The sequence below is a fragment of the Anaerobiospirillum thomasii genome, from assembly GCF_900445255.1.
Classification (GTDB): Bacteria; Pseudomonadota; Gammaproteobacteria; order Enterobacterales; family Succinivibrionaceae; genus Anaerobiospirillum_A; species Anaerobiospirillum_A thomasii.
In genome coordinates, this window is record NZ_UAPU01000006.1 from 25,586 (window position 1) to 48,949 (window position 23,364).

The following is a 23,364-nucleotide window of genomic DNA, read 5'->3' on the forward strand; positions in this document are numbered from 1 at the left end:
TTTGTTTTTTTATTTTGGCAGATAGCTAAGAGGATTGACTGACTGTCCTCTGTAGCGTACCTCAAAGTGCAGACGTACACTCTCTGTATCAGTAGATCCCATGCGGGCAATCTGCTGACCGCGTTTTACCTTCTGACCCTCTTTTACTAAAAGAGCATCATTATGAGCATAGGCTGACAGGAATTCATTGTCATGATTGATAATAATCAGATTTCCATAGCCACGCAGAGCACTGCCGGCATATACTACCTGTCCGTCAGCTGCAGAGAGGATCTGCTGACCGCGTGTACCTGCAATATCAATACCTTTATTGCCCTGCTCTGCAAGTGAGAACTGTTTTATAACCTTACCCTGAGTTGGCCACATCCAGCTTACACCACCAACCTGTCTTGTCTTACCTGCTATAACCGGAGTTGTCACAACAGCAGGTACCGGTGTTTTATCCACTTTCTTGTCAGTGCTTGCAACAGGTTTTCTGCCAGCAACAGGTACTTCTTTTTCAATATTATTCTTTTGTGTATTAGGAGCACTGTCAACTCTGGCAAGATATAGCTTCTGACCCACATTTAGAGCATATGGCTCCTTTAAATCATTGACACCTGCCAAAAATGAAGGTGACTGACCATAGGCTTTAGCTACAGAATACAGGGTATCTCCTCTTTTAACTATATAGACAGGAGCCTGTGATGATTTTATATTTAATCTTATAGTCTGTCCTACATTGATATTATAAGGAGCGCTTATATTATTTCTCTTGGCCAGATCTCTAAAATCAAGACCGTATCTAAAGGCAATTGAGTATAAGGTATCGCCTCTGACCACAGTATATGTGTCAGGCGCATTTGACAGCGGGACTATAACAGGGTTGCCTACAACTACACTGCCGCCCTCTGCCCTTCTTTTCTCCTCTGCCTTTTTGTTTAACTCAGCAATGGCCTTGGCATCTGACTCATCAGGTATATATGGCTTGACAATACCTACCTGTGTATCTGAGCCATAGGTTACCGATCTGTTAGGTACCTTCTGTACTGTGCTTACACTTTGATCTGGTACATAGGCAACAGGAGTGCGACTTGCAGTACCTGTTGAATATATTGTATTTTGTGTGGCAGCTGGGCTGCTTGTATATACAGGGCCAGACATGGAGACATCCTGATCCATAGCTACGCTGGATGAGCTGCTGTTATACACCTGATTTACCACAGGAGCCTGATTTACATGATAGCTTTGTTTTGCATCAACTACACGTGATGAGCCACTATAATCTCTGTTACTGCTTTGCTGACATCCAATTAAAGTTAGGGCACATACTAAGGAAATACACAGAAGTTTTTGTTTATTTTGCAAACATTTCATAAATTATATAAACCGTAATCAATACAACACAGATCCAGCCGATTATATCTATATAGCGACGCAGAGCATGCTCCATGCGTTCGCCACCAAATTTTATAATTCCAGCAACCAGGAAGAATCTTGCGCCACGACCTACAAAAGATACTAACACAAAATTAAGTATTGTGAGCATACCTGCACTTGAAGTACTTGCTACACTTTCTGCCGCAACTACTCCAGATGTGACAGCTATCACCTTATATGGAATAGGAGTAAAAGCGCCTACAAAAATCATTAAAATACCATATTCTTTGGTAAACCAGTTGCGCACTGTATCCATTGAATCCTGATAGTTCAACCATTGTATTATATCTGCAATATAAGGATCGTATATAAAATAACCAAGATAATAACCGCACACCGCACCAAGCACCGAGGAGACAACTGTCACAGTGGCCAATGAAAAAGCTCTATTTGGCTTTGCAAGGCACATAGGTGCAAGCATTACATCTGGCGGAATAGGCCAGAAAATTGACTCAATAAATGTATTTATAGATAAAAACCATACGGCTTTTGGGTGTTTGGCAAGCTTAATGCAGACCTCATATAAATATGAGAAAATATTCATGAAAATCCTTATTTATTTTTTCTGCAACAGCACTACAGCCTCAACTGCAATACCTTCTTTGCGACCGGTAAAGCCAAGCTTTTCTGTAGTGGTTGCTTTTATACTTACAGCATCAAGGCTGATATTTAAATCTTCGGCTACATTCTGACGCATAGCCATTTCATATGGAGCCATTTTTGGAACCTGCGCTAATATTGTCACATCAAGATTAGAAACAACATAGCCTTTGGCAAAAATTCTTGAATAGACATCTCTTAACAGAACTCTGCTGTCTATATTCTCAAAGTTTTTATCATTGTCAGGATAAAGCTGGCCAATATCTCCAAGAGCCAGAGCGCCAAGCAGTGCATCACATATGGCATGCAATACTACATCACCATCTGAGTGAGCAATAAGGCCAAACTCATATGGAACTGCAACGCCGCCTAAAATACAAGGGCCTTCACCGCCAAATTTATGAACATCAAATCCGTGACCTATTCGCATTTTCTTCCTCTATATTCAAAAAGAGCATTGGCAATAAACAAATCATCCTGCGTGGTTATTTTGATATTATCACTGCGACCACTTACAAGTTTTACCTTAAATCCGGCGCGCTCCATAGCAGATGCTTCATCTGTTATCAATGCATTGTTTAAAAAGCCATCCTGCAGCGCTTTTATCAGATCTTTGGTTTTAAACAGCTGCGGAGTAAAGGCTCTGAACATATGTGATCTATCCACTGTTTTGGCAATCAAGCCATCACTTTCAAGCTTTAAGGTATCACTTACAGCCGAGCACAAAATACCGCCTGAGCAGTCATCAGCAATAGCCGCATCTACAAGTTTATTTACATCATGTTCAGTAAGTAGTGGTCTGGCCGCATCATGCACCATGACATACTCAGTACTGCTTTGATAAAGCCCTGCAAGCACACTGTCAGCTCTTTCCTTACCGCCCTGAGCCAGTTTTATTTTTTTATGAGAGGCTATAGGCAGGCTTTTAAAATAGCTGTCTTCTTTGGACAGTACAACTATAATATTGTTTATGTATGGCAGATTTAAAAATACAGATATAGTATGCGCAATAATTTCAATATTCTGAATTTTTAAATACTGTTTAGGTATGGAACTTCCCATGCGGCTACCTACTCCTGCAGCAGGTATTACCACATCAAGCAGAATGTTGCGCATTGAAACCCTCAAGGCATGTTATTTATTGGATCGTATGACACGATAGAAGGTCTCATCAGGATAAATGAGACCAAGTTCAGAACGGGCAAGCTCTTCAATAGCTATATTACCCTGTTTAAGATCTAAAATCTCTTCTTCAATAGCAAGATTACGCTGCTTTAAAAGTTCAGATCTATACAGGGCCTTGTCAAGCTGCTTCTCCACAAATTCATGCTGCTGATAGCCATTGCGGCCAAAGAAAATATCATAGGCCAACAGTCCTATTAAGACTGTCAGCACTAAGGTTAAAACCTGCATCAGATCAATGCGAAAGAAGCGACCCATATCTGTTTACTATTTTAAATGCTCATCCTGATACTCTTTGGCAGCACGAATAAAGCCAGAGAATAAAGGATGTCCCTCACGTGGGTTTGAGGTAAACTCTGGGTGGAACTGAACACCGATAAACCATCTGTGCTCAGGAATCTCAACAATCTCAACGAGCTTGTTATCAGTAGATAAGCCAGCTACATTCAATCCAGCATCAGTGATTTTGGAGAGAAGATTGTTGTTGACCTCATAGCGGTGACGGTGACGCTCTACAATGTCGTCCTTACCATACAGAGAACGAACAAGAGAGTCCTTCTTCAGATGGCACAGCTGACCACCAAGGCGCATTGTACCGCCCATATCTGACTTATCAGTTCTGACCTCAACATTGCCATCCTCATCCATCCACTCTGTGATAAGAGCTATGACTGGATACTTGGTCTTAGCGTCAAACTCACTTGAGTTTGCACCCTCTAAACCTGCAACATGACGGGCATATTCAATAATTGCAACCTGCATACCAAGACATATGCCTAAATAAGGAATATTGTTCTCTCTTGCATACTGAGCGGCAATAATCTTACCTTCAACGCCACGTACACCAAAGCCACCTGGGACTAAAATAGCATCCAGGCCTTCAAATAATTCTGTGCCACGTACTTCTACATCTTCAGAATCAATATACTTGATATTAACAGTCAGCTGATTCTTAAGACCGCCATGCTTTAATGCCTCATTGATTGATTTGTAGGCATCTGGCAGCTCAGTGTATTTGCCAACCATACCAATGGTGACTTCACCATGAGTATTAGCCTGCTGATATAAAACCTGCTCCCACTCTGACAGGTCGGCCTCTTTACACTCTAATGAGAATCTATCGACAATAAACTGATCAAGATACTGACTCTTTAATAAAGCCGGAATCTTGTAAATTGAGTCTACATCTTTAAGAGAAATTACAGCACGCTCTTTAACATTACAGAACATAGCAATTTTGTGTCTCTCATGAGGAGGAATTGCTCTGTCAGAACGACATATTAATACATCTGGCTGAATACCTATAGACAATAACTCTTTTACAGAGTGCTGTGTTGGCTTGGTCTTGACCTCACCTGAAGTCTCAAGATATGGCACTAAAGTCAGATGCATAAAGATGGCATTTTCTCTGCCAATATCTACAGCAAGCTGACGTATTGCCTCTAAAAATGGAAGAGACTCTATATCACCTACAGTGCCACCGATCTCAACGATAGCAACCTGATGACCTTCAGCGCCGGCTAAAACTCTTTCTTTAATAGCATTGGTAATATGAGGAATTACCTGAATAGTGGCTCCTAAATAGTCGCCACGGCGCTCTTTTCTAATAACGTCAGAATAAATTCTGCCTGTGGTAAAATTATTGCGATGTGACATCTTGGTACGGATAAATCTTTCGTAGTGACCAAGATCTAAGTCAGTTTCTGCACCATCTTCTGTTACAAAGACCTCACCATGTTGAATTGGACTCATAGTACCTGGATCAACATTGATGTAAGGATCGAGTTTCATCATTGTGACATTCAAGCCACGAGCTTCTAAAACGGCAGCTAAAGATGCGGCGGCTATACCTTTACCTAAGGATGATACCACGCCACCTGTTACGAATATGAGTTTTGCAGGAGATGCAGACATGAAAAGCTCCCAAATATGTTACATTTTAAAGAAAGATTATAACATGTTTGACGAAATTTAAAGCATTGAGCTTCAGATGTTTTGCAATGAATATATTAAACTCCTACAATTTGTTAATGTAACAATTAAACAATATTCTTTATAAATCATGCACTTAATCAATATAAACCTTTATTTTAGTGTAAATTTCTATACCAAACAATTTAATCACTCTAGCTTTGAAGCCATGTTTTTTAAAAGATTTAACCTCTAAAATATAAGGTATTCCCTGAGATTTATAATTCACTCCCAAGTCTTTGAATCTAGACAGACTTTCTTTTGTTATTTGATATGGCCTACTTTCTTGGAGAAACCTGCTTACATATACAGCATTGCATAAAACGCAGAGATCATTACTTTGAGCATAATCTATCTCATTGGAAAGATCCTGCACCATATGCTGTTTAGGGGCTATTCTATAAAGATCCTGTATTTTTTTTCTCCAGGCTTCTGGGGACTGATTCTGTATTAGAGATACTGTCTGTTCTGATAGAAGCTTTTCAGCATAACTTTGATCATTTAAAGCTTTTTTGGCTTTATATATAAAATCTGATGACGTTAAACAAAAGCCAGATGTTTTTGCTAAATAGTCAAACTGAGGATAAGGACAGTTTAAAGTTAAAACTGGAGCACCAAATGAAATAGCATCTATACATGCTGTTCCACCACAAAGAGGATAAGAGTCTAAATAAAGATCAGCAGCCTGCAAGTATTTTGTATATCCCTTATCAAAATCAATAAATCCTAAAAGTTTAACTTTGCCATCGGACCTTGAAGCCAAATCTTGCCACTCGTGGCTTTTATTGCTAATTCCAATTACATAACATAATGTATCTTCATCTAAGATAGCTTCTAAATATTTAATAAAGCTTTCTGAACAAATAGTTTTATATCTTAATTCTCCACCACTTGTAACAATAATTTTTTTATCTAAAGGAATACCAAGTGTTTTTCTAACACCGTCTTTAGAACTGTGGTTTAAACTAATCGGCTTTGACGGAACACCCAAATTAAAAACTTTATGTATAGAACGATATATATTTGTTACTGGATCATCTTTCTTTAAATCAATCACTAGATCCGCAATGCACTTGCCAATCCAAGGTCTGTGACTTGCATGATTATAAAATAATACTGGTCGAGAAAACTCTTTTACACCAAAAGCCAGAATAGGAATAGGATCATCCATATGCGTATGTAAAATTACATATTCATATTGCATACATATCTTTCTTATTTCTTGTACTTTATCAATTAAAGGGATATCTCCAAATAAAATGTACTCTCCGCCAGTTTTAGCAATATTTTCAGCTAAGACCTTAAACTCCCTAGAGTTTTGAGATGTAAAAAGTACACTATGCCTCTCACCTTCTTCTGCGTTTTCTATCCAACGCTCTACAACTCTTGTATGACCTCCAGTATGAGAAGCTTTACTCATGATATGGATTACAGACTTTCGCTGATATCCTATGTTATCAATATCTATTTTTATAGTTTGTGCGTATTCTAAAAAGAATTGTTCTAATTTTGTTGATGTAAAATATCCTGTACAAAATTCTGTAAAATACTCAGATGCAAAGCGTGCTATATCGTACTTGACACTCAAATCATGCTCTTTATCTAAATAGCATAGTAAATTCTCAAAATTCTTCCTATATAAATCAATTTTATAATATAGATCAGAGTAAATATTCATTTACATTCCTTTTTATAAAACTCTCTTATAATTATATTCTCTTTGCACTTTTTACTCTGTCAAGCTCACTGAGCTTAAAAAGCATTCTATTCATGGCAGCAATATTTACTATCATAAGATCAATATCTATGATTGATAAATCCTGCGATCTATCAACATGCGATCTGACTCCAAGTACATTGATTTTTTCATTTGCAATGACTGTTGTTACATCGCGAAGCAGGCCTGAGTAGTCCTGAGCAATAACTCTAATGGTAATTGTATAGCCACCATCAGTTTTAGCTCCCCACTCTGCACTTACAAGTCTTTCTGGATATTTTAATGAAAGATCCTTTAACTGTTCACAGTCGGCCTTATGTATGGATATTCCTCGCCCCTGTGTAATGAAGCCTGCAATATCATCACCAGGAATTGGCTGACAGCATTTGGCAATATGGGTCATGAGATTGCCAACACCATCAACTACAATAGAGCCTTTGCTTTTTCTCTGCAAAGATAGCTGAGCTGCAGTTCTGCTATTTACAATATTGGTAATATCATCTTCTTTCTCAGAATGATTGCGTTTAAAGACACGCTCTTCAAGATAGCTGATAACTGAGTTTATGCGAATATCTCCGGCACCTACACCTGCATATAGATCATCTACACTCTTTACATTAAAGCGTGTGAGCTTTTCCTTAAGCATAGATGCTACATTATCTTTGCTAAGACCTAGAGTATGACGTGAAACTTCACGCTCAATGAGTTCCTGCCCCTCCTCAAGATTCTTATCGTAATCTACCTTTCTAAACCATGATAAAACCTTGGAGCGGGCTTTGGCTGTCTTTAAAAAGCCATTGTCGGCATTGATCCAGTCACGAGAAGGGTTTGGCTCTTTTTGTGTAATAATCTCCACCTGCTCACCAGTCTTTAACTGATAGGTGTAAGGCACAATTCTGCCATCAACCTTGGCGCCTATACATCTGTGACCCACCATGGTGTGCACAGTGTATGCAAAATCAAGAGGCGTTGAACCTGTTGGCAGATCTACAACCTCACCCTTTGGAGTAAAGATGTATACTCTATCTTCAAAGACCTGTGTTCTAAATTCATCAAGAAGAGCACCAGACTCAACCATGTCATCACGCCAGGCCAAAAGCTTTCTTAGCCAGTTAATGCGCTGCTCTGCACCTGATACCTGTCCAGATCCTTCTTTATACTTCCAGTGAGCTGCCACACCAAGCTCTGCAGTCTGATGCATATTGGCTGTGCGGATCTGTATTTCAACAGCTTTGCCGCCATCTCCGTAAACTACAGTATGAATGGACTGATAACCGTTTGGCTTTGGATTTGCCACATAATCATCAAACTCTCTTGGTATATGATGCCATCTGGTATGAACAACACCTAAGGCTGCATAACAGTCCTGTATTCTCTCAACAATAACACGTACTGCTCTTACATCATAAAGCTCAGAAAACTCCAGATGTTTTTTCTGCATCTTGCGCCAGATACTGTATATATGTTTTGGTCTGCCATAAACTTCAGCGTTGTTGACACCCTCAGATGAGAGCAGCTTTTTAAGCTCTAAAACAAAATCAGCTATATATTTTTCTCTGTCAACACGTCTCTCATCAAGTAAGGTTGCAATCTGCTTGTAGATATCAGGATGCAAAAATCTAAAAGCCAGATCTTCAAGCTCCCACTTTAACTGTCCTATACCTAAACGATTGGCAAGAGGCGCATAAATATTGGCCACCTCTTTGGCAATTAATACTCTGCTCTCCTCATCTTTGTTTTTAGCATCACGGATTACAGCAATTCTTTCAGAGAGTTTTATAACCACAGCTCTTACATCATCCACCATAGCAAGCAGCATGCGTCTTACTCTGTCAACCTGCATATCAGTTGTAGTGGAGTTTAAATTCTGTAAAAAGCGTATGGCCTCCATATCCTTGACGCCCTGCAGCAGTTTGGCTGCACCTGCGCCAAAGAGTTCTTCAACCTCATCCTTGGTAATAAGAGACTTATCAAATGCCGGATATAAAATAGCTACCTGCAATGACTCCAAATCCATATTTAAAGTCATTAAAATAGATACAATCTCAGCTGAGAGATTTGAGTAGCTGTGTATACTCTCCTCATCATCGCCAAGCTTGCTTACCACATAAATATGGGCTTTTCTTAGAAGTTCCTTTTCACTTGACGGCATATCAAGCGCCAGAGCCCAGGTTTCAAAATCAAATGATTTTTTATGTGTTTCACGCAGTGCAACCATTTTTGCTACCCGTTTTTATCTTTATAAGGAAAAAACAAACATAGTCTCTATGTGAGTGGTTCTTGGGAACATGTCAAATACAGACCATGATTCTATTTTATAACCTACCTTTAATAATTCAACAATATCTCTTGATGCTGCAAGTACATTGCATGATATCAGAACAATTTTCTTTGGTTTCATTCTGGCACAGAAGACTGTAGCTCTTTTAGCTCCGGAGCGACCAGGATCCATAACCACAACATCATAATTCTGTTTGGCAAAGATCTGATTTTCAAATTTATCCTCAAGATCGGTATTTACAAAGCTTACATTATCAAGATTGTTTTTAAGAGCATTGGCTTTGGCCTTTTCTATCATGTCCCTTACTATGTCAACACCTACAACACTGTGTGCTCTTTTGGCAATAGGCAGTGTAAAGTTACCAAGACCGCAGAACATATCTAAAACCTTTGACTCAGCATTTAAGGCACATCCTTCAATAACAGCATCAATCAAGGCCTCATTTATATTCCTGTTAACCTGTACAAATGATGATGGGGTACAGTCAATAATGCAGTCTTTGGCTTTAATATAAAGACTGTCTTCATTTACAAGTACACTCTCTTTAATGTACTGACTCTGATCAACTTCATGCTCTAAAGTTTCTGCAACTGCCAGAGTAAAACCTCTCTCCTCACCAAAGGCGCGCAGCAGATCTCTGTCAGCATCAGTTACCTTAGCATTGATTCTGACTAAAATACCAAGAGAACCATCAGAGTCTAAAAACTCTACATGACCTACTCTTTTTTTACACTCAAGCTTATTAATAAGTTTTTTAACATCATCAATGGCACTGTTGATTCTATCTGTTAATGTAAGGCAGCTGTCTATTGCAATAAGATCATGAGACTTTGAGCCTCTAAAGCCAAGCTTTAGCTTTTTATGATCGGTTTTAACAGAAAAACGGCAGGCTCTTCTGTACGCGTGAGCATCTGAAGTTGCTACAGATAAAACCTCAGGCAGTTCAAGATTGCATGATCTTTTTATTACCTTTTTTATACCGCTAATCTTGGCCTCAAGTGCCATATCCTCTGGAAGGTGCTGCAGAGGACAGCCACCGCACTGACTTAAATACTCACAGTCACTCTCGCGTCTTTTATCTGACAGCTGTGTAATTTTGGTAATAGCGGCCTCTGCTGTTTTGCCTTTGAAATTTTTAAGTATGACTCGGGCCTTTTCCTCTGGCATCAAACCTTCAATAAAATAAACTTTGCCATTTTCCCTGGCCACGCCTCTGCCGTGCAGATCAAGCTCATGACAGCCAACTTCAAATGCTTTTGATTCTTTTACTTTCTTCTGTTCTTTAAAAAAGGCAACCATTATTGTTTTCCTGCTAATGTTAAATAGTCCTGATACATGATTCTGCTTTTAATAATTTTTGTACCTAAAAGACTTTTAAGAGCGTTTGAGCATAGCTGTTTGGCTAAATTCAAACTCTCCTTTGAGTAAAATTCATGCCGTGCCACTGTATTTAAAAGACTGCCCTGTAATGCAAGCTCATTGTATGTACACTCATAAAAACCCTCGTTATGAGTGTACATATAATAAAGTCTGTCATCTAAGGCACGCCCTTTATTATCTAAAAAGTCTATACCATAGCCTAAAGCCTCAAGCAGAGTAAACTCAAAAGTACGCAGCGTTACAGTAACATCCCTATCAGAGCGTATATTATCAAGAGCCTTTATATATGAGGCAAAAAGACGTGGCGTAGGCTCCTGTACCTTAAAAAGATAGTATAAAAGTTCATTTAAATAGGTTGCACAAAACAGATTGGGCAGTTTTATTTCTCTGTTTTTATCCTTAGCTGTGCAGTCATCAAGATAATACAGATCGCCCCTGCCAGCCTTTAGAGTAAGCTCCAATGGAGTAAAAGGCTGTAACACAGCCTTTTTCCCATTTTTTATGCTTTTGGCGCTTCTGGCTATAGCGCTAATGCGCCCGTGATTTAAGGTAAAAAAATCAATGAGCAGACTGTTTTCTTTATAGATCCTTGAGTGAATAACATACCCAACATCAAGGAAAGATAATGCTGCCATTATCTACCCTCAAAGTCAGCATAGCCAAGACTCTTTAAAGCTCTGTCATCATCTGCCCAGCCGGCCTTGACCTTAACAAAGAGATTTAAAAAGACCTTGCTCTCAAAAAGTTTTTCCATATCGATACGGGCATCGGTACCAATCTTTTTAATACGACTGCCATTGGCGCCTATAACCATTTTCTTCTGGCCCTGACGCTCAACTAAAATAACAGCACTTATTCTTAGGACAGCATCCTCTTCTTTAAACTCTTCAATCTCGACAGTTACACTGTAAGGCAGCTCCTGACCCATCTGACGCATGAGCTTTTCACGTATGAGCTCTGAGGCCATAAATCGTGATGATCTGTCAGTAATACTATCCTCAGGAAAACAGTGCACACCCTCAGGCAGACTTGAGCGAATCAGATTTTTTAACTCATCAAGATTGGAGTTTTTAAGAGCACTTACAGGTACAACTGCCTTGAAATTTACTTTCTGAGACAGTCTTTCAATAAGCGGCAGCAGTGATGCCTTGTCAGAGAGCTTATCTATCTTGTTTATAACGAGGATAACATCACATCTGGTATTTTCAATTTTTGCAAATACCATTTCATCATCCTCAGTCCACATAGTGGCATCTACTACAAGCAAAATAAGCTCAACATCGCCAAGAGCACTTTCAGCAGCTCTGTTCATAAGACGGTTGATAGCTCTTTTTTCCTCTTTGTGCAAACCTGGAGTATCAACATAAACAGTCTGATAGGCCCCATCTGTATCAATACCAACAACTCTGTTGCGTGTAGTCTGCGGGCGTCTTGAGGTAATACTGATTTTCTGACCTAAAAGATGATTCATCAGGGTGGATTTACCAACATTAGGTCTGCCTATAATACCTACAAAACCAAAATAGCTTTTATCACTCATAACTTACAAGCCCTGCTTTTTAATAAAGTTCAAGGCCTCCTGAGCTGCCAGCTGCTCGGCCTTGCGACGTGAAGATCCCTTGCCTTTAAACTTCTCTTTTACAATATCAATCTGTACGCTTACATAAAAGGTCTGATCATTGTCATTGCCTGTTATCTGCTCAACTTCATATTTTGGCAGAACTATTTTGCGTGACTGTAAAAGCTCCTGCAAAGTTGATTTAGGATCTTTTTGATTAACATCTGGATTTATGGTTTTAAGTCTTGTTTCAAACCACTTGAGCACAACACTTTTGACGCGATGAAAATCCTCATTGGTATCAATAAACATAGCACCAATGATAGACTCTACAGCATCGGCAAGCAGTGAATCGCGGCGTGAACCGCCTGTTTTGCGCTCACCAGGACCTAACTTTAGATAAGTGCCAAGCTTAAACTCGCGCGCAAGTTCAGCAAGAGTAGGCTCTCTTACAAGAGTTGAACGCATACGGGTCAGATCGCCCTCAGGTGAATGAGGAAACATATCATAGAGCTTTTTGGCTATAATCATGCCTAAAATTGAGTCGCCCAGATACTCAAGGCGCTCATTGTGATCAGTACCGACACTTCTGTGGGTTAAAGCCAGCTCTAAAAGCCTGGTGTTATTAAAAGCATAACCTATCTGCAGCTCAAGAGGCTGTAGAATAAATGCATTATCCTTGGCCATAATCACCCTCTATTTAACAGAGCCAATGCGCTCAAAACGTATGGCTGATGGCAAGAAGTCACTTTCATTTTCATATTCAACAGACAGCCAGATGCACACAGTCTTGCCTGCTATATAATCACGTGGCACAAAGCCCCAGAAGCGGCTGTCCTGACTGTTGTCTCGGTTATCACCCATTACAAAATAATGATCCTCAGGCACAACCCAGGTAGCCACATCCTTGCCCTCCTGTCGGTAAAAATGGGCACGCATATCAGGGGCCAAAGGATTGATTAAAATCTCATGCTCCACACCATCAAGATTTTCATCAAGAAGCAGATACTTCTCCTCAAAGGTGGCATGCTTTTGTGTATATACACCCTTTTGAGACAGATCTATGCGCTTTGGACTTTCACACTGTCCCTCTGTGCAGGCTCTTCTTATATATAGCTGCTTATTATGATAGGTAATCTCATCACCTGGCAGGCCTATTACTCTTTTAATATAGTCAACAGAAGGATCCTCTGGATATTTAAAAACAATAACATCGCCACGCTCTACATCTGAAAATCTAATCAGCGTATTGCCTGTTAAAGGGTTTTTAATACCATAGCTCCACTTTGATACGGCAATAAAATCACCAGAGAGCAGAGTTGGCATCATAGAGCCTGATGGAATTCTAAAAGGCTCAAAAATAAATGATCTGAAAACAAAAACAAAAAGTATGATAAAAAACAGTGAGCCAAACTGTCCTACAGGACTTTGCGGCTCCATAATCTTTTTAAGCTCCTTTTTGCTGACCTTGGCATTGCTCTCAAGCAAAGCAGCCCTGGCTTTGAGCCTTTGCGGTCTGTCTTTTGTATAATCATAAAAATAGGCTATACCTGAGAGTATAGTGGCAAACACTAAAAGCAGTGAAAATGTATTCATAGACTACTCCTTTCCTACCTTTAATATTGCAAGGAATGCCTCCTGTGGCACCTCGACACGACCTAACTGCTTCATACGCTTTTTACCGGCCTTCTGCTTTTCTAAAAGCTTTCTCTTTCTTGTTATGTCACCACCATAGCACTTGGCCAGCACGTCCTTGCGCAGAGCCTTTACTGTACATCTTGCAATAATCTGCGCACCAATGGCTGCCTGAATTGCAATATCAAACATCTGTCTTGGAATTAATTCCTTCATCTTCTCAACCAGGGCACGGCCACGTGACTGAGCTACAGAGCGGTGGACAATTACAGCAAGAGCATCAACCCTGTCACCTGCAATTAAAATATCAAGACGGATAAGATCGCCATGCTCAAAGCGCTTGAAACTGTAATCAAGTGAGGCATAACCGCGGGACACAGACTTTAATCTGTCAAAGAAGTCTAAAACCACCTCAGACATAGGAAGCTCATAAGTTAATGCCACCTGCTCGCCATGATAGACCATGTTGGTCTGAATACCGCGTTTTTCCTGACATAAGGTCATAACAGAGCCTACATATTCTGTAGGCATAAGCATACGACACTCAGCTATTGGCTCGCGCACTTCACGTATATTACTTACAGGAGGCAGAGCTGCAGGGCTGTCAATATGAATAATCTCACCTGAGGTCATAACAATTTCATAAACTACAGTAGGAGCTGTAGTAATGAGATTTAAATTGTATTCTCTCTCAAGGCGCTCCTGAATAATTTCCATATGGAGCATGCCTAAAAAGCCGCATCTAAAGCCAAAGCCTAAAGCCTTTGAATTTTCAGGCTCGAAAAAGAGTGAGGCATCATTTAATGACAGCTTGTCAAGGGCATCACGAAATGCATTGTAATCGTCTGTATCTACAGGGAACATACCTGCATAGACCTGAGGTTTGGCCTCATGGAAACCTGGCAGAGGCTCAACAGAGCCATTTTTTGAATGGGTAATGGTATCACCTACAGGGGCACCGTGAATAGTCTTGATACCACAGATAACCCAGCCCACCTCGCCGCAGTTTAATACATTTACATCAACTCTTTTTGGTGTGGAAATACCAAGGCGCTCAACATCCCAGGTCTGACCTGTGGACATAACCTTGATCTTATCACCCTTGCGCAATGTACCGTTTTTAACACGTACCAGGGAGACTACACCTAAATAGTCATCAAAGTATGAGTCAATAATAAGAGCCTGCAGCGGAGCATCAGGATCGCCCTGCGGTGCTGGAATTGAGTGCACCAGACGCTCAAGAACATCAACAATACCTATGCCGGTTTTGGCACTGCATCTGCAGGCATCCTGCGCATCAAGTCCTATAATATCCTCAATCTCTTCAATTACCCTTTCAGGATCGGCAGCTGGAAGATCGATTTTATTTAAAACAGGAATAACCTCTAAATCAAGCTCAATGGCCTGATAGCAGTTGGCAAGAGTCTGAGCCTCTACACCCTGTCCTGCATCAACAACAAGCAAAGCGCCCTCACAGGCAAAGAGTGATCTTGATACCTCATATGAAAAGTCCACATGACCTGGGGTATCAATGAAATTGAGCTCATAGATATTGCCATCTAAGGCCTTGTATTTTAAGGTAACAGCCTGAGCCTTGATGGTAATTCCGCGCTCTCTTTCAATATCCATTGAGTCAAGCACCTGTGACTGCATTTCTCTGTCGGTAAGACCGCCACAGTGCTGAATAAATCTGTCAGAAAGAGTTGATTTTCCGTGATCAATATGGGCAATAACTGAAAAGTTGCGTACTAAATTCTGATTGAAATCTGCCATAGAATATCCAAAAGCAGAGGTGAGAGCCTCTACTCCATGTGAAAATATAAGATAAGATTATTATGATTTGGAAATAGACACATAGTATGTATATTTCCAAACCGTAAACGCGATAATTTTACCAATAAATATACATTTTCTAAATATAAAAATGCATTTTATGGACTAAGATTTGAAAGGACACTTTCAGAAAGTTTGATGCTGACCTCGCCCACTACAGCATATTCACTGTCACCGCTTACCTTTCTGAAAATATTTAAAGTACCATTGCTCACAGTTGGCATTAAAACAGATATTCTTGGGCTTTTATAGACCCTGAATGAGGTAATGCCATCACTAAACTCCTGATAGACAGAAGTTTCATTATCATTGTCATCCTTTAAAGAGCCATAGCCAATGAGCTTAAAGTCCGCTGGCAGATTAAGCTCCTTCCATGGCTTTACAGTCTCTAAACTCTTTGGTCTGCCTGCATAGCTTTCAAAGATGTTGTCATCATGTGGAAAAGGCTTTTGTGTGGTATTAAAATCTATGGCTGTAATCTTGGTTAAAACCTCACCTTCAGGGCTTAAAATTGCAAGCTCTATTGGCATTTCTGTATCGTCATCCCTGGCAATAAGATAGGTATAGCGCAGCCCATCCTGAGGCACCAGTCTGATTAAAGTCACCCTGTAGCCTGCAAGCCTTGTTCTGCCCGTCATCACACAGGAAAATGACTCAAAATCTGGGTTCTGATCAAAAATTCTGTTCCAGATCTGCGTAGGATGCCATGACAGATGCCCAAGATAACGTCTGTCTACGTTGTAGTCAAAACCATCCTTATCACGCATGGCATAGCCCTGAATCTCACCATCAAGACTCTCCCACATAGCATAGCGTTTATTATCAGCATAATTATGCTGCAGAAAATAGATGCCCATGTTGTTGCCATTGACAACAACCATGCGGGCCTGCATATCTGTAGAAGTATAGGCAGATTTGGTCTGAGCCATAATTATATTACACTTGTTATCTGCACCATACACTTTGCTTTTAGTGTGCAGATCCTGTGCCTGTGCTGTATTTATAGATAATAAAACCGCAAGGGCACAAAGCCAGCCTGCGGTATGTAAAATAAGTCTCATAAAGTTTTGTATCTTACTTTAATGAATTGTCCAGTACATAGCCTTTAACATATGTATTAATTCTCTGCATCTCTTTGTGCTGCATCTGCTTTAAAGCTTCGGTCTGCATGGCAGGAGTCTGTGAAGCTGAATTTAAATTAATAACATGAGGGCCATTATTCTGATAGCTTGCAAGATTGATACCGCCAATAGGACCAAGGCTCTGCGCTGTCATAGAACCATCGTAGCTGCTGCCAATATCACCTGCAAGATATGTCTGCCATCCTACAACTGTAAATACTGCAACTGAGGCGGCAACGGCAATTTCTGTTGCTATAATGGCGCTACGCTTAAAGATATTGATAAGGCGATATTTCTGTTTCTGATTGACCTCAACCTGATCGCTAAGATCTGACTTAATCTTGGCAAGACCTACATTTTCCTCAAGTTCGAGTTTGGCCATGACGCTATCTGCAAAGTTAGTATCAATCTTTGCAGGAAGTTCATCACGCAGGGCACTGCCAATCAATGACCAGTTTTGCATATGTTTTTTAGCAGCGTCAGAACGGCTTTGCACCAGCTCGCCATGAGGCAGTTCTTCGCCATCAAAAATGGCTGAAATCTGCTCATTTATGTCGTTCTTGTTGTTAGCAAACATATCCTATTTATCTCCAGCTATGTTTATCGATGAGCCGACATTTGTTCTTCTATGTACTGTCTTGCTCTGAAAATTCTTGATTTTACAGTACCGACCGGAACACCTGCTATTACTGAGATATCCTCATAGGATAGCCCCTCCATCTCGCGCAGGGTTAAAGCCTGTCTTAAATCTTCAGGAAGCTCTGACAACGCCTTGAAGATAACTTTTTTAAGCTCTTCAGATTCAATAAGTGTATCTGGCGTTTCATGCGAGGTTAAAACTCCATGTACATCCTGTGACTCAAACTCAGGCGCATCAACATCAAGTGCCACCTGCATCTTTGAGTTCTGCTCCAAATAGGTTTTAGCACAGTTGACTACAATCCTATAGAGCCAGGTGTAAAAGGAGCTTTCTCCTCTAAAGCTTCCTATAGCTCTGTAAGCTTTGATAAATGCTTCCTGAGCTATATCATTGGCATCAACACTGTCTTTTACAAACTTCTGTGCAATCTGACATACTCTGTGCTGATACCTGATAACAAGTATGTTGTAAGCCTGTTTATCACCTTCCTGAACCCGCTTTACGATAGCGGCATCACAAGATGCATTGTCTTTATCGTTCTGCGGTTCCATGATAAATTTCCAACACCTCTACTCTTTTGACCGTTCACATATTTAAAAGTTCAATTATTTTAATAAATTTACAAACGATCTTAATCACAAATTGCAAGATTGTGTACAATGTTAACAGATATTATTAAAAAGGTATTGCACATGTCATGTAAATACCTTAAAACTTTTCAGGTATATGTAGATGAACTATTCAACTGATTGTCTTATCATTGGCAGCGGCGCTGCCGGACTGACCCTGGCTCTTGGTATTGCAGATAAAGCCAAAGTTATTGTGTTATCAAAAAAAGATGTCTGTGCAGGTTCTACAAATTATGCGCAGGGTGGCATTGCAGGAGTCTACAATATAAAGGACGATCAGGACTCAATTGAAGATCATATACGTGATACCTGCATTGCAGGTGCCGGAATCTGTGAAGAACAGGCTGTGCGCTATGTGGCTGAAAATGCCCACAATGCTATTCAGTGGCTCATCAATATGGGCGTACCTTTTGATCTTAAAGAGACAGAAAAACTGCCAGAGCAGTCTCCTTATCATCTGCACCGTGAAGGTGGCCACTCTCACAGAAGAATTTTCCATGCCGAGGATCATACAGGCCAGTCAATTCAGGAGACATTGGTAAAAAGAGCCAAAGAGCATAAAAATATCACCATTCTTGAGTATAGAAACGCAGTTGATCTTATAACCACAACCAAACTTGATCTGCCTGGCAACCGTGTACTTGGCGCCTATGTGCTAAATAGTGAGAATGGTAAGGTTGAGACCATTACTGCAAAGTTTGTAGCCTTATGCACAGGCGGTGCCTCAAAGGCCTATCTGTATACCTGCAATCCAGAGGTAAGCTCAGGTGATGGTATTGCCATGGCCTGGAGAGCGGGCTGTCGCATTGCCAATATGGAATTTAATCAGTTTCATCCAACAACACTCTATTGTGATGCTGACAGAAACTTTTTATTAACAGAGGCTTTGCGTGGTGAAGGCGCCACTCTTGAGCGTAAGGATGGCTCAAGATTTATGCCAGAGTATGATGAAAGAGGAGAGCTTGCTCCACGAGATATTGTCGCAAGAGCCATTGATCATGAAATGAAAAAGACAGGCGCTGACTGCATGTATTTAAATATAAGTCATAAGCCAGCTGACTTTGTCAAAAAACATTTTCCTACAATTTACGAAAGATGCCTAAAAGTTGGTATTGATATAACCAAGCAGCCAATACCTATTGTACCTGCAGCTCACTTTAGCTGTGGTGGTATCATGGTTGACAGTAAAGCAAGAACAGATATACAGGGTCTGTATGCTCTAGGTGAATGCGCCTACACTGGATTACATGGGGCCAACCGTCTTGCCTCAAACTCTCTTCTTGAGTGTGTTGTATATGGTCATGCAGCAGCAAAAAACATATTAAAGCATATTGATGATATTGAATCTTCAAATGCTACCATTCCTGAGTGGGATGACAGTCAGGTTACAGACTCAGATGAAGAGGTTATAATTACTCATAACTGGCATGAACTGCGCCTTACCATGTGGGACTATGTTGGTATTGTAAGAACCAATAAGAGACTTGAGCGTGCCATGCATAGAATAGAAATGCTAAAAAAGGAAGTTGGTGAGTATTATGCCAACTTCAAAGTTAGCTCTAATCTGCTAGAGCTTAGAAATCTTTTGGATGTAGCAGAAATTATCGTAAGATCTGCAATGCTAAGACATGAATCAAGAGGTCTGCACTATACACTAGACTATCCTCATTATGAAGATAATATAAAACAAACTATTCTTGCAAAAAACATTTATTAATAAGAAAAATATGAATAAACTAGATATAAAAATTTTATTAAAAGGACTTATCTCTAGAACTGCTAGAGAACAAATTCTAGAAATAATTGCACGCAATAAAATTGAAAAAACAAAACTCATAATGACTCTTCTGGTTAAAAATGAAGAAAATATTATAGAGACAAATATAAGATTTCATGCTGCAATGGGAGTTGATGGATTTATTGTTACAAGCCAGAATAGCACAGACAAAACAAATGATATTTTAGAAAAGCTTAAAAAGGAAGGATTGGTTCTTGACATAATTTACACATCAGAAAAACAATTTTTACAAACTAAGTTTGTAAAAAATATGATTAACATAGCTACAAATAAGTACAAAGCAGATTGGATTATAAATGCTGATGCGGATGAATTCTACTACAGTAAGTCGCTTAACTTAAAAAAAAGCATTTTAAAAGATACATTGAATATAGCCAATGTTTTAATAGTTGATTCGATTATGCTATATCCAGATGATAAATATGATTACTTAAATTCAACTATGTTTGTTACTTGCCCTTTTACTAAGTTTAGAGCAGAAATGCTTGGAATTTCTTCAAAGAGTGAGTTCATGCCTTTTATTGGAAGCCAGGGGTGTACTAAGGTTATTCATAGCACAAAAGGAAATCCAAATCCTTCAATGGGTAATCATGATATAAAAATTAGAAATAAAAAGATGCTAGAGTCGTCAGATATACAGCTTTTTCACTATAATATTAGAAACTTCAAACAATATGAAGAAAAGGTAATAAGATGGCGCTCTGCAGCATCATTTTTCTCAAATGGCACTGGACAACATATAAGAAAAGCAATAGAATTCTATGAGAAAGGGGAGTTAAAACAAATTTATGATAGTTATTATGGTAAGGAAATGAGAAATTTTTTAATTTCTGAAGGGGTAGTATCTAATAATTTAAGTGTTATTAATTTTTTAAAATATAATAAAATTTATGGGTAATACGTTTTTTTTTAAAAATAAATTTGATCTAATAGTATCATTAGGGGAAGATTGTGCCTGTACATCGTACTTGAGGAGATTTAATCTACAAGACTATACTTTCCCTTTTGATTGGTTAACTCGTGCTAGTTTTACTACTAGAATAGATCTTATATGCAATAATTTTGAAAATTTTCTTCGCAAAGAAAATATATATAAACTTGGTTTTCCTTATAATACACGAATAAACTGTGAACACGCAGATTATGAAGATAAAAAACTAGAATTTAATTTTTACCATGACTTTAATAAATATCTTGAGTTTTCGGATGCTTTTAATGATGTAAAGAGCAAGTACAACCGGAGAATAGCCCGCTTTTATAATCTTGCTGAAAACTCAAATAAAATTTTATTTGTTTGGTGGGACCGTTCCAACAAGATAGAGTTTGATACAATAATTGAAAGCTATAAAAAACTCTCTAATAAATTTCCTAAAAAGGATGTTTATTTACTTCTTATTTTCTATTCTGAAATAGAAAACCATACTTCTTTAGAAAATGAACACATTTACATTGCTAAATACAATAACTTATTCAACATAAAGGATCATAGTAATAATGACACCCTAGGAAATACTTTAAATAACTATAAATTATTTAAAAAAATACGAAAGCAGAGATCTCCTTATTACATATTTAAATATTTTTTGTTTTATTTATTTAAAGTACTAGTAGTACTAATCCCTTTTAGAGAAACTCGATCTAAGCTAAGACATAAAATCAGATATATTTTTTTTAAAGCAAAGCTATAATAACTTAAGCAATATAGTTAGAGTTATAAAGTGCAATTATATAAATCTTTGAGCGCACGTACAGTGCTATACATATGATTACAAAACCACCATTTATCTTCTGGTCTCTCTGAAGGACAGATAACACTAATTACCACTAAATAACTAATTTGAAACCAAAGCAGTATTATAAGTATATCCAAAATTATATACTGGGTTTAATGAGATTTACTTACTTTATTGAAACATGATAATGCATATAATTACTGACTGAGAATTACGGATTTCATTCAGCTAAATTTCATTAATTTTAATCATTAGACCAATATAATTAAATTTGCATCTTTTAAGATTAAATCACAATCCAATATTTTTGTTGTCAAAAAAAATAAAATGGCAGTTTTTTTTACCCACCATTTTTTTATTACATTTGTTTTATTTTATATTGCGTTTGACATCTCCTGCCATCTAGAAGGTCCTTTTAGCCTAACTTATGCATGCCCTATAGTATACAAGATCTTAGAGAACGCACGGTTTAAACCAGCTCTATAGCCGACAGATCAACACCTAACGCACCTAGGATGATTTTTTGGGTTTTTGTCAGTGCCTTGGTCAGAAAAATATCTGATTTCCAGCGTTTAATACTTATATCATCAAGTTCTCTTAGTAGTTTCTCATAGGTCATTTTAATAAAGCGTTTTGGCTCTTCGACCTTTAGCTTATTTATAACTTCCTGTATAAAGCTGTGTACAACTAGAGCCATAAAAATCACAAACATTTTACCTCTTGCAGTATTAGAGTTATGAATTTTTAATCTATCGCAGTCTAAAGTGTTCTTGGCAGTATCAAAGATCTTTTCCTGCACATCTTTGTGCCTGTAGGCAGACAGTACATCAGCGCCACTAAGATCAGAGTTAGTAGTAAACAGTGCAAAAAAGCCAAGCAGCTTCTGAGCTTTTATTATTTTATCTTCATCCTCTTTAAATACGTATCCACAAGGGTTACTGTCATCTTTTATGCAATTGTGAAACTTGCACAGGGACTTAGCTTTTCTTTGTGTTATTGGCATACCATCATCATTAACTTCCTTGATTTTTTCAATCTCAGCGGCAACTTCTTGACTGAGTATTTTATTATCGTCATAACACTTATTCATATCATGGTAAATATGCAGGACCCCTTTTACATCTTCTATTGTATGCTCTATGTGATGGCCGTAAATTCCTGGATATTCAGACAATTTGTTGAATATTGCGAAGAAGATCTGACGATCTTGTGTTAGAAGATCCGTGGAGTGGTAATTTTTAATATGACCTTCTGGGGTATTTTTAGCTCACAAAAAGACAAAATCTCATCCCTTTTGGCTTACTTTTTTATTATTTCATCATCATTTTTAATTTGTCAATACCTTATTTTTGTAGAAATTCCCGTTACTTTGAACCCATGAGGCTTAAATCTAGCTAGTGTAGCAAAACAAATTTCTATAATAACATATTGATACATAAGGAAATATTGTCCATAAAGATCTGACTGTGCTACGCTAGAAGATCTTGAAATATTTTTTTAGAAGATCTTTAAAAGCACCATAACTTGTGTTGTTTTTGTGAGATATCTGTCAATGCTCTGCTAGTTTGTCATTAAAATTGCTCATAATTATGTCCTTATTTAATGGCTTTTCTGCTATTTTATTGTTGACACTAACTGCTTTATTTCTGTCGCCTTTTTGACCTCAAATTGTTGTCTCCATTTGCTCGAGTTTGTCGGCAATATCTGTTTAAAGTATGTTGCCACTAATTGCTTACAATTATGTCGTAATCTTGTCTTGTTTGTGCCTACAATAATAGTGTCACCACCTGCTCAAATATGTTGTCTATAACTGCTCTTTTTTGTCATAACCATATGATTGCAATAATGTTTTTACCACCTGCCAATT

Annotated in this window: 21 protein-coding genes; 3 read left to right on the forward strand and 18 right to left on the reverse strand. The window is 38.6% G+C overall.

The window, feature by feature from the left end:
- Positions 1-9 precede the first annotated feature (9 nt).
- The 17 genes from DRZ93_RS05980 to DRZ93_RS06060 all read right to left on the reverse strand — a co-directional run bounded on the left by DRZ93_RS05980 (position 10) and on the right by DRZ93_RS06060 (position 17,888).
- Positions 10-1,356 carry a peptidoglycan DD-metalloendopeptidase family protein gene (locus DRZ93_RS05980; RefSeq protein WP_113746100.1) on the reverse strand — a complete coding sequence of 449 codons (1,347 nt, stop codon included), beginning with the start codon at positions 1,354-1,356 and terminating at the stop codon, positions 10-12.
- Complete coding sequence (locus tag DRZ93_RS05985) at positions 1,337-1,963, reverse strand: YqaA family protein (RefSeq protein WP_113743063.1); 627 nt, start codon at positions 1,961-1,963, stop codon at positions 1,337-1,339. The genes DRZ93_RS05980 and DRZ93_RS05985 overlap by 20 nt, the downstream gene beginning before the upstream one ends.
- 12 nt (positions 1,964-1,975) lie before the next feature.
- Complete coding sequence (gene ispF / locus DRZ93_RS05990) at positions 1,976-2,449, reverse strand: 2-C-methyl-D-erythritol 2,4-cyclodiphosphate synthase (RefSeq protein ID WP_113746101.1); 474 nt, start codon at positions 2,447-2,449, stop codon at positions 1,976-1,978.
- Positions 2,440-3,135, reverse strand: a complete 696-nt coding sequence (ispD, locus tag DRZ93_RS05995; protein ID WP_113746102.1) for a 2-C-methyl-D-erythritol 4-phosphate cytidylyltransferase — start codon at positions 3,133-3,135, stop codon at positions 2,440-2,442. The genes ispF and ispD overlap by 10 nt, the downstream gene beginning before the upstream one ends.
- Before the next feature lie 18 nt (positions 3,136-3,153).
- Entirely contained in the window at positions 3,154-3,459 is a 306-nt protein-coding gene (locus tag DRZ93_RS06000; RefSeq protein ID WP_113743066.1) for a septum formation initiator family protein, read from the reverse strand.
- Positions 3,460-3,468: 9 nt separating this feature from the next.
- Complete coding sequence (locus DRZ93_RS06005) at positions 3,469-5,115, reverse strand: CTP synthase (protein ID WP_113743067.1); 1,647 nt, start codon at positions 5,113-5,115, stop codon at positions 3,469-3,471.
- Between the two features lie 154 nt (positions 5,116-5,269).
- A complete protein-coding gene (locus DRZ93_RS06010) occupies positions 5,270-6,850 on the reverse strand; it encodes a glycosyltransferase family protein (RefSeq protein ID WP_113746103.1) in 1,581 nt (526 codons plus the stop codon).
- Between the two features lie 31 nt (positions 6,851-6,881).
- Positions 6,882-9,107 (reverse strand): GTP diphosphokinase, encoded by a 2,226-nt coding sequence (gene relA / locus DRZ93_RS06015; RefSeq protein ID WP_113746104.1) that lies wholly within the window; start codon positions 9,105-9,107, stop codon positions 6,882-6,884.
- A 21-nt stretch (positions 9,108-9,128) separates the two neighbouring features.
- Positions 9,129-10,469, reverse strand: a complete 1,341-nt coding sequence (gene rlmD / locus DRZ93_RS06020; RefSeq protein WP_113746105.1) for a 23S rRNA (uracil(1939)-C(5))-methyltransferase RlmD — start codon at positions 10,467-10,469, stop codon at positions 9,129-9,131.
- Positions 10,469-11,185: a DNA repair protein RecO gene (gene recO / locus DRZ93_RS06025; RefSeq protein ID WP_113743071.1), complete on the reverse strand. Its 717-nt coding sequence runs from the start codon at positions 11,183-11,185 to the stop codon at positions 10,469-10,471. The genes rlmD and recO overlap by 1 nt, the downstream gene beginning before the upstream one ends.
- Positions 11,185-12,090: a GTPase Era gene (gene era, locus DRZ93_RS06030; RefSeq protein WP_113746106.1), complete on the reverse strand. Its 906-nt coding sequence runs from the start codon at positions 12,088-12,090 to the stop codon at positions 11,185-11,187. The genes recO and era overlap by 1 nt, the downstream gene beginning before the upstream one ends.
- A 3-nt stretch (positions 12,091-12,093) precedes the next feature.
- Complete coding sequence (gene rnc / locus DRZ93_RS06035; protein WP_113746107.1) at positions 12,094-12,795, reverse strand: ribonuclease III; 702 nt, start codon at positions 12,793-12,795, stop codon at positions 12,094-12,096.
- A 9-nt stretch (positions 12,796-12,804) separates the two neighbouring features.
- On the reverse strand, positions 12,805-13,704 hold the full coding sequence (gene lepB / locus DRZ93_RS06040) for a signal peptidase I (protein WP_113746108.1): 900 nt from the start codon (positions 13,702-13,704) through the stop codon (positions 12,805-12,807).
- Positions 13,705-13,707: 3 nt separating this feature from the next.
- Positions 13,708-15,516 (reverse strand): translation elongation factor 4, encoded by a 1,809-nt coding sequence (gene lepA, locus DRZ93_RS06045; protein ID WP_113746109.1) that lies wholly within the window; start codon positions 15,514-15,516, stop codon positions 13,708-13,710.
- 158 nt (positions 15,517-15,674) lie between these two features.
- The gene (locus DRZ93_RS06050) at positions 15,675-16,637 is read right to left on the reverse strand and encodes a sigma-E factor regulatory protein RseB domain-containing protein (protein WP_113746110.1); all 963 of its coding nucleotides are present in this window, start codon (positions 16,635-16,637) and stop codon (positions 15,675-15,677) included.
- Positions 16,638-16,650: 13 nt separating this feature from the next.
- The gene (locus DRZ93_RS06055) at positions 16,651-17,274 is read right to left on the reverse strand and encodes a sigma-E factor negative regulatory protein (protein ID WP_113743077.1); all 624 of its coding nucleotides are present in this window, start codon (positions 17,272-17,274) and stop codon (positions 16,651-16,653) included.
- A 23-nt stretch (positions 17,275-17,297) separates the two neighbouring features.
- Complete coding sequence (locus tag DRZ93_RS06060; protein WP_113746111.1) at positions 17,298-17,888, reverse strand: sigma-70 family RNA polymerase sigma factor; 591 nt, start codon at positions 17,886-17,888, stop codon at positions 17,298-17,300.
- Between the two features lie 181 nt (positions 17,889-18,069).
- On the opposite strand from DRZ93_RS06060, the gene nadB reads away from it, so the two are divergent.
- Genes nadB through DRZ93_RS06075 form a run of 3 tightly spaced genes read left to right on the forward strand, consistent with a single transcriptional unit; the run spans position 18,070 to position 21,452 of the window.
- Entirely contained in the window at positions 18,070-19,683 is a 1,614-nt protein-coding gene (gene nadB / locus DRZ93_RS06065; protein ID WP_113746112.1) for an L-aspartate oxidase, read from the forward strand.
- 10 nt (positions 19,684-19,693) lie between these two features.
- Positions 19,694-20,662 (forward strand): glycosyltransferase family 2 protein, encoded by a 969-nt coding sequence (locus DRZ93_RS06070; protein WP_146741099.1) that lies wholly within the window; start codon positions 19,694-19,696, stop codon positions 20,660-20,662.
- Entirely contained in the window at positions 20,655-21,452 is a 798-nt protein-coding gene (locus tag DRZ93_RS06075; protein WP_113746114.1) for a DUF1796 family putative cysteine peptidase, read from the forward strand. The genes DRZ93_RS06070 and DRZ93_RS06075 overlap by 8 nt, the downstream gene beginning before the upstream one ends.
- 514 nt (positions 21,453-21,966) lie before the next feature.
- Here the strand turns inward: DRZ93_RS06075 and DRZ93_RS06080 are convergent.
- On the reverse strand, positions 21,967-22,587 hold the full coding sequence (locus DRZ93_RS06080; protein WP_113746115.1) for a hypothetical protein: 621 nt from the start codon (positions 22,585-22,587) through the stop codon (positions 21,967-21,969).
- Positions 22,588-23,364: the final 777 nt, after the last annotated feature.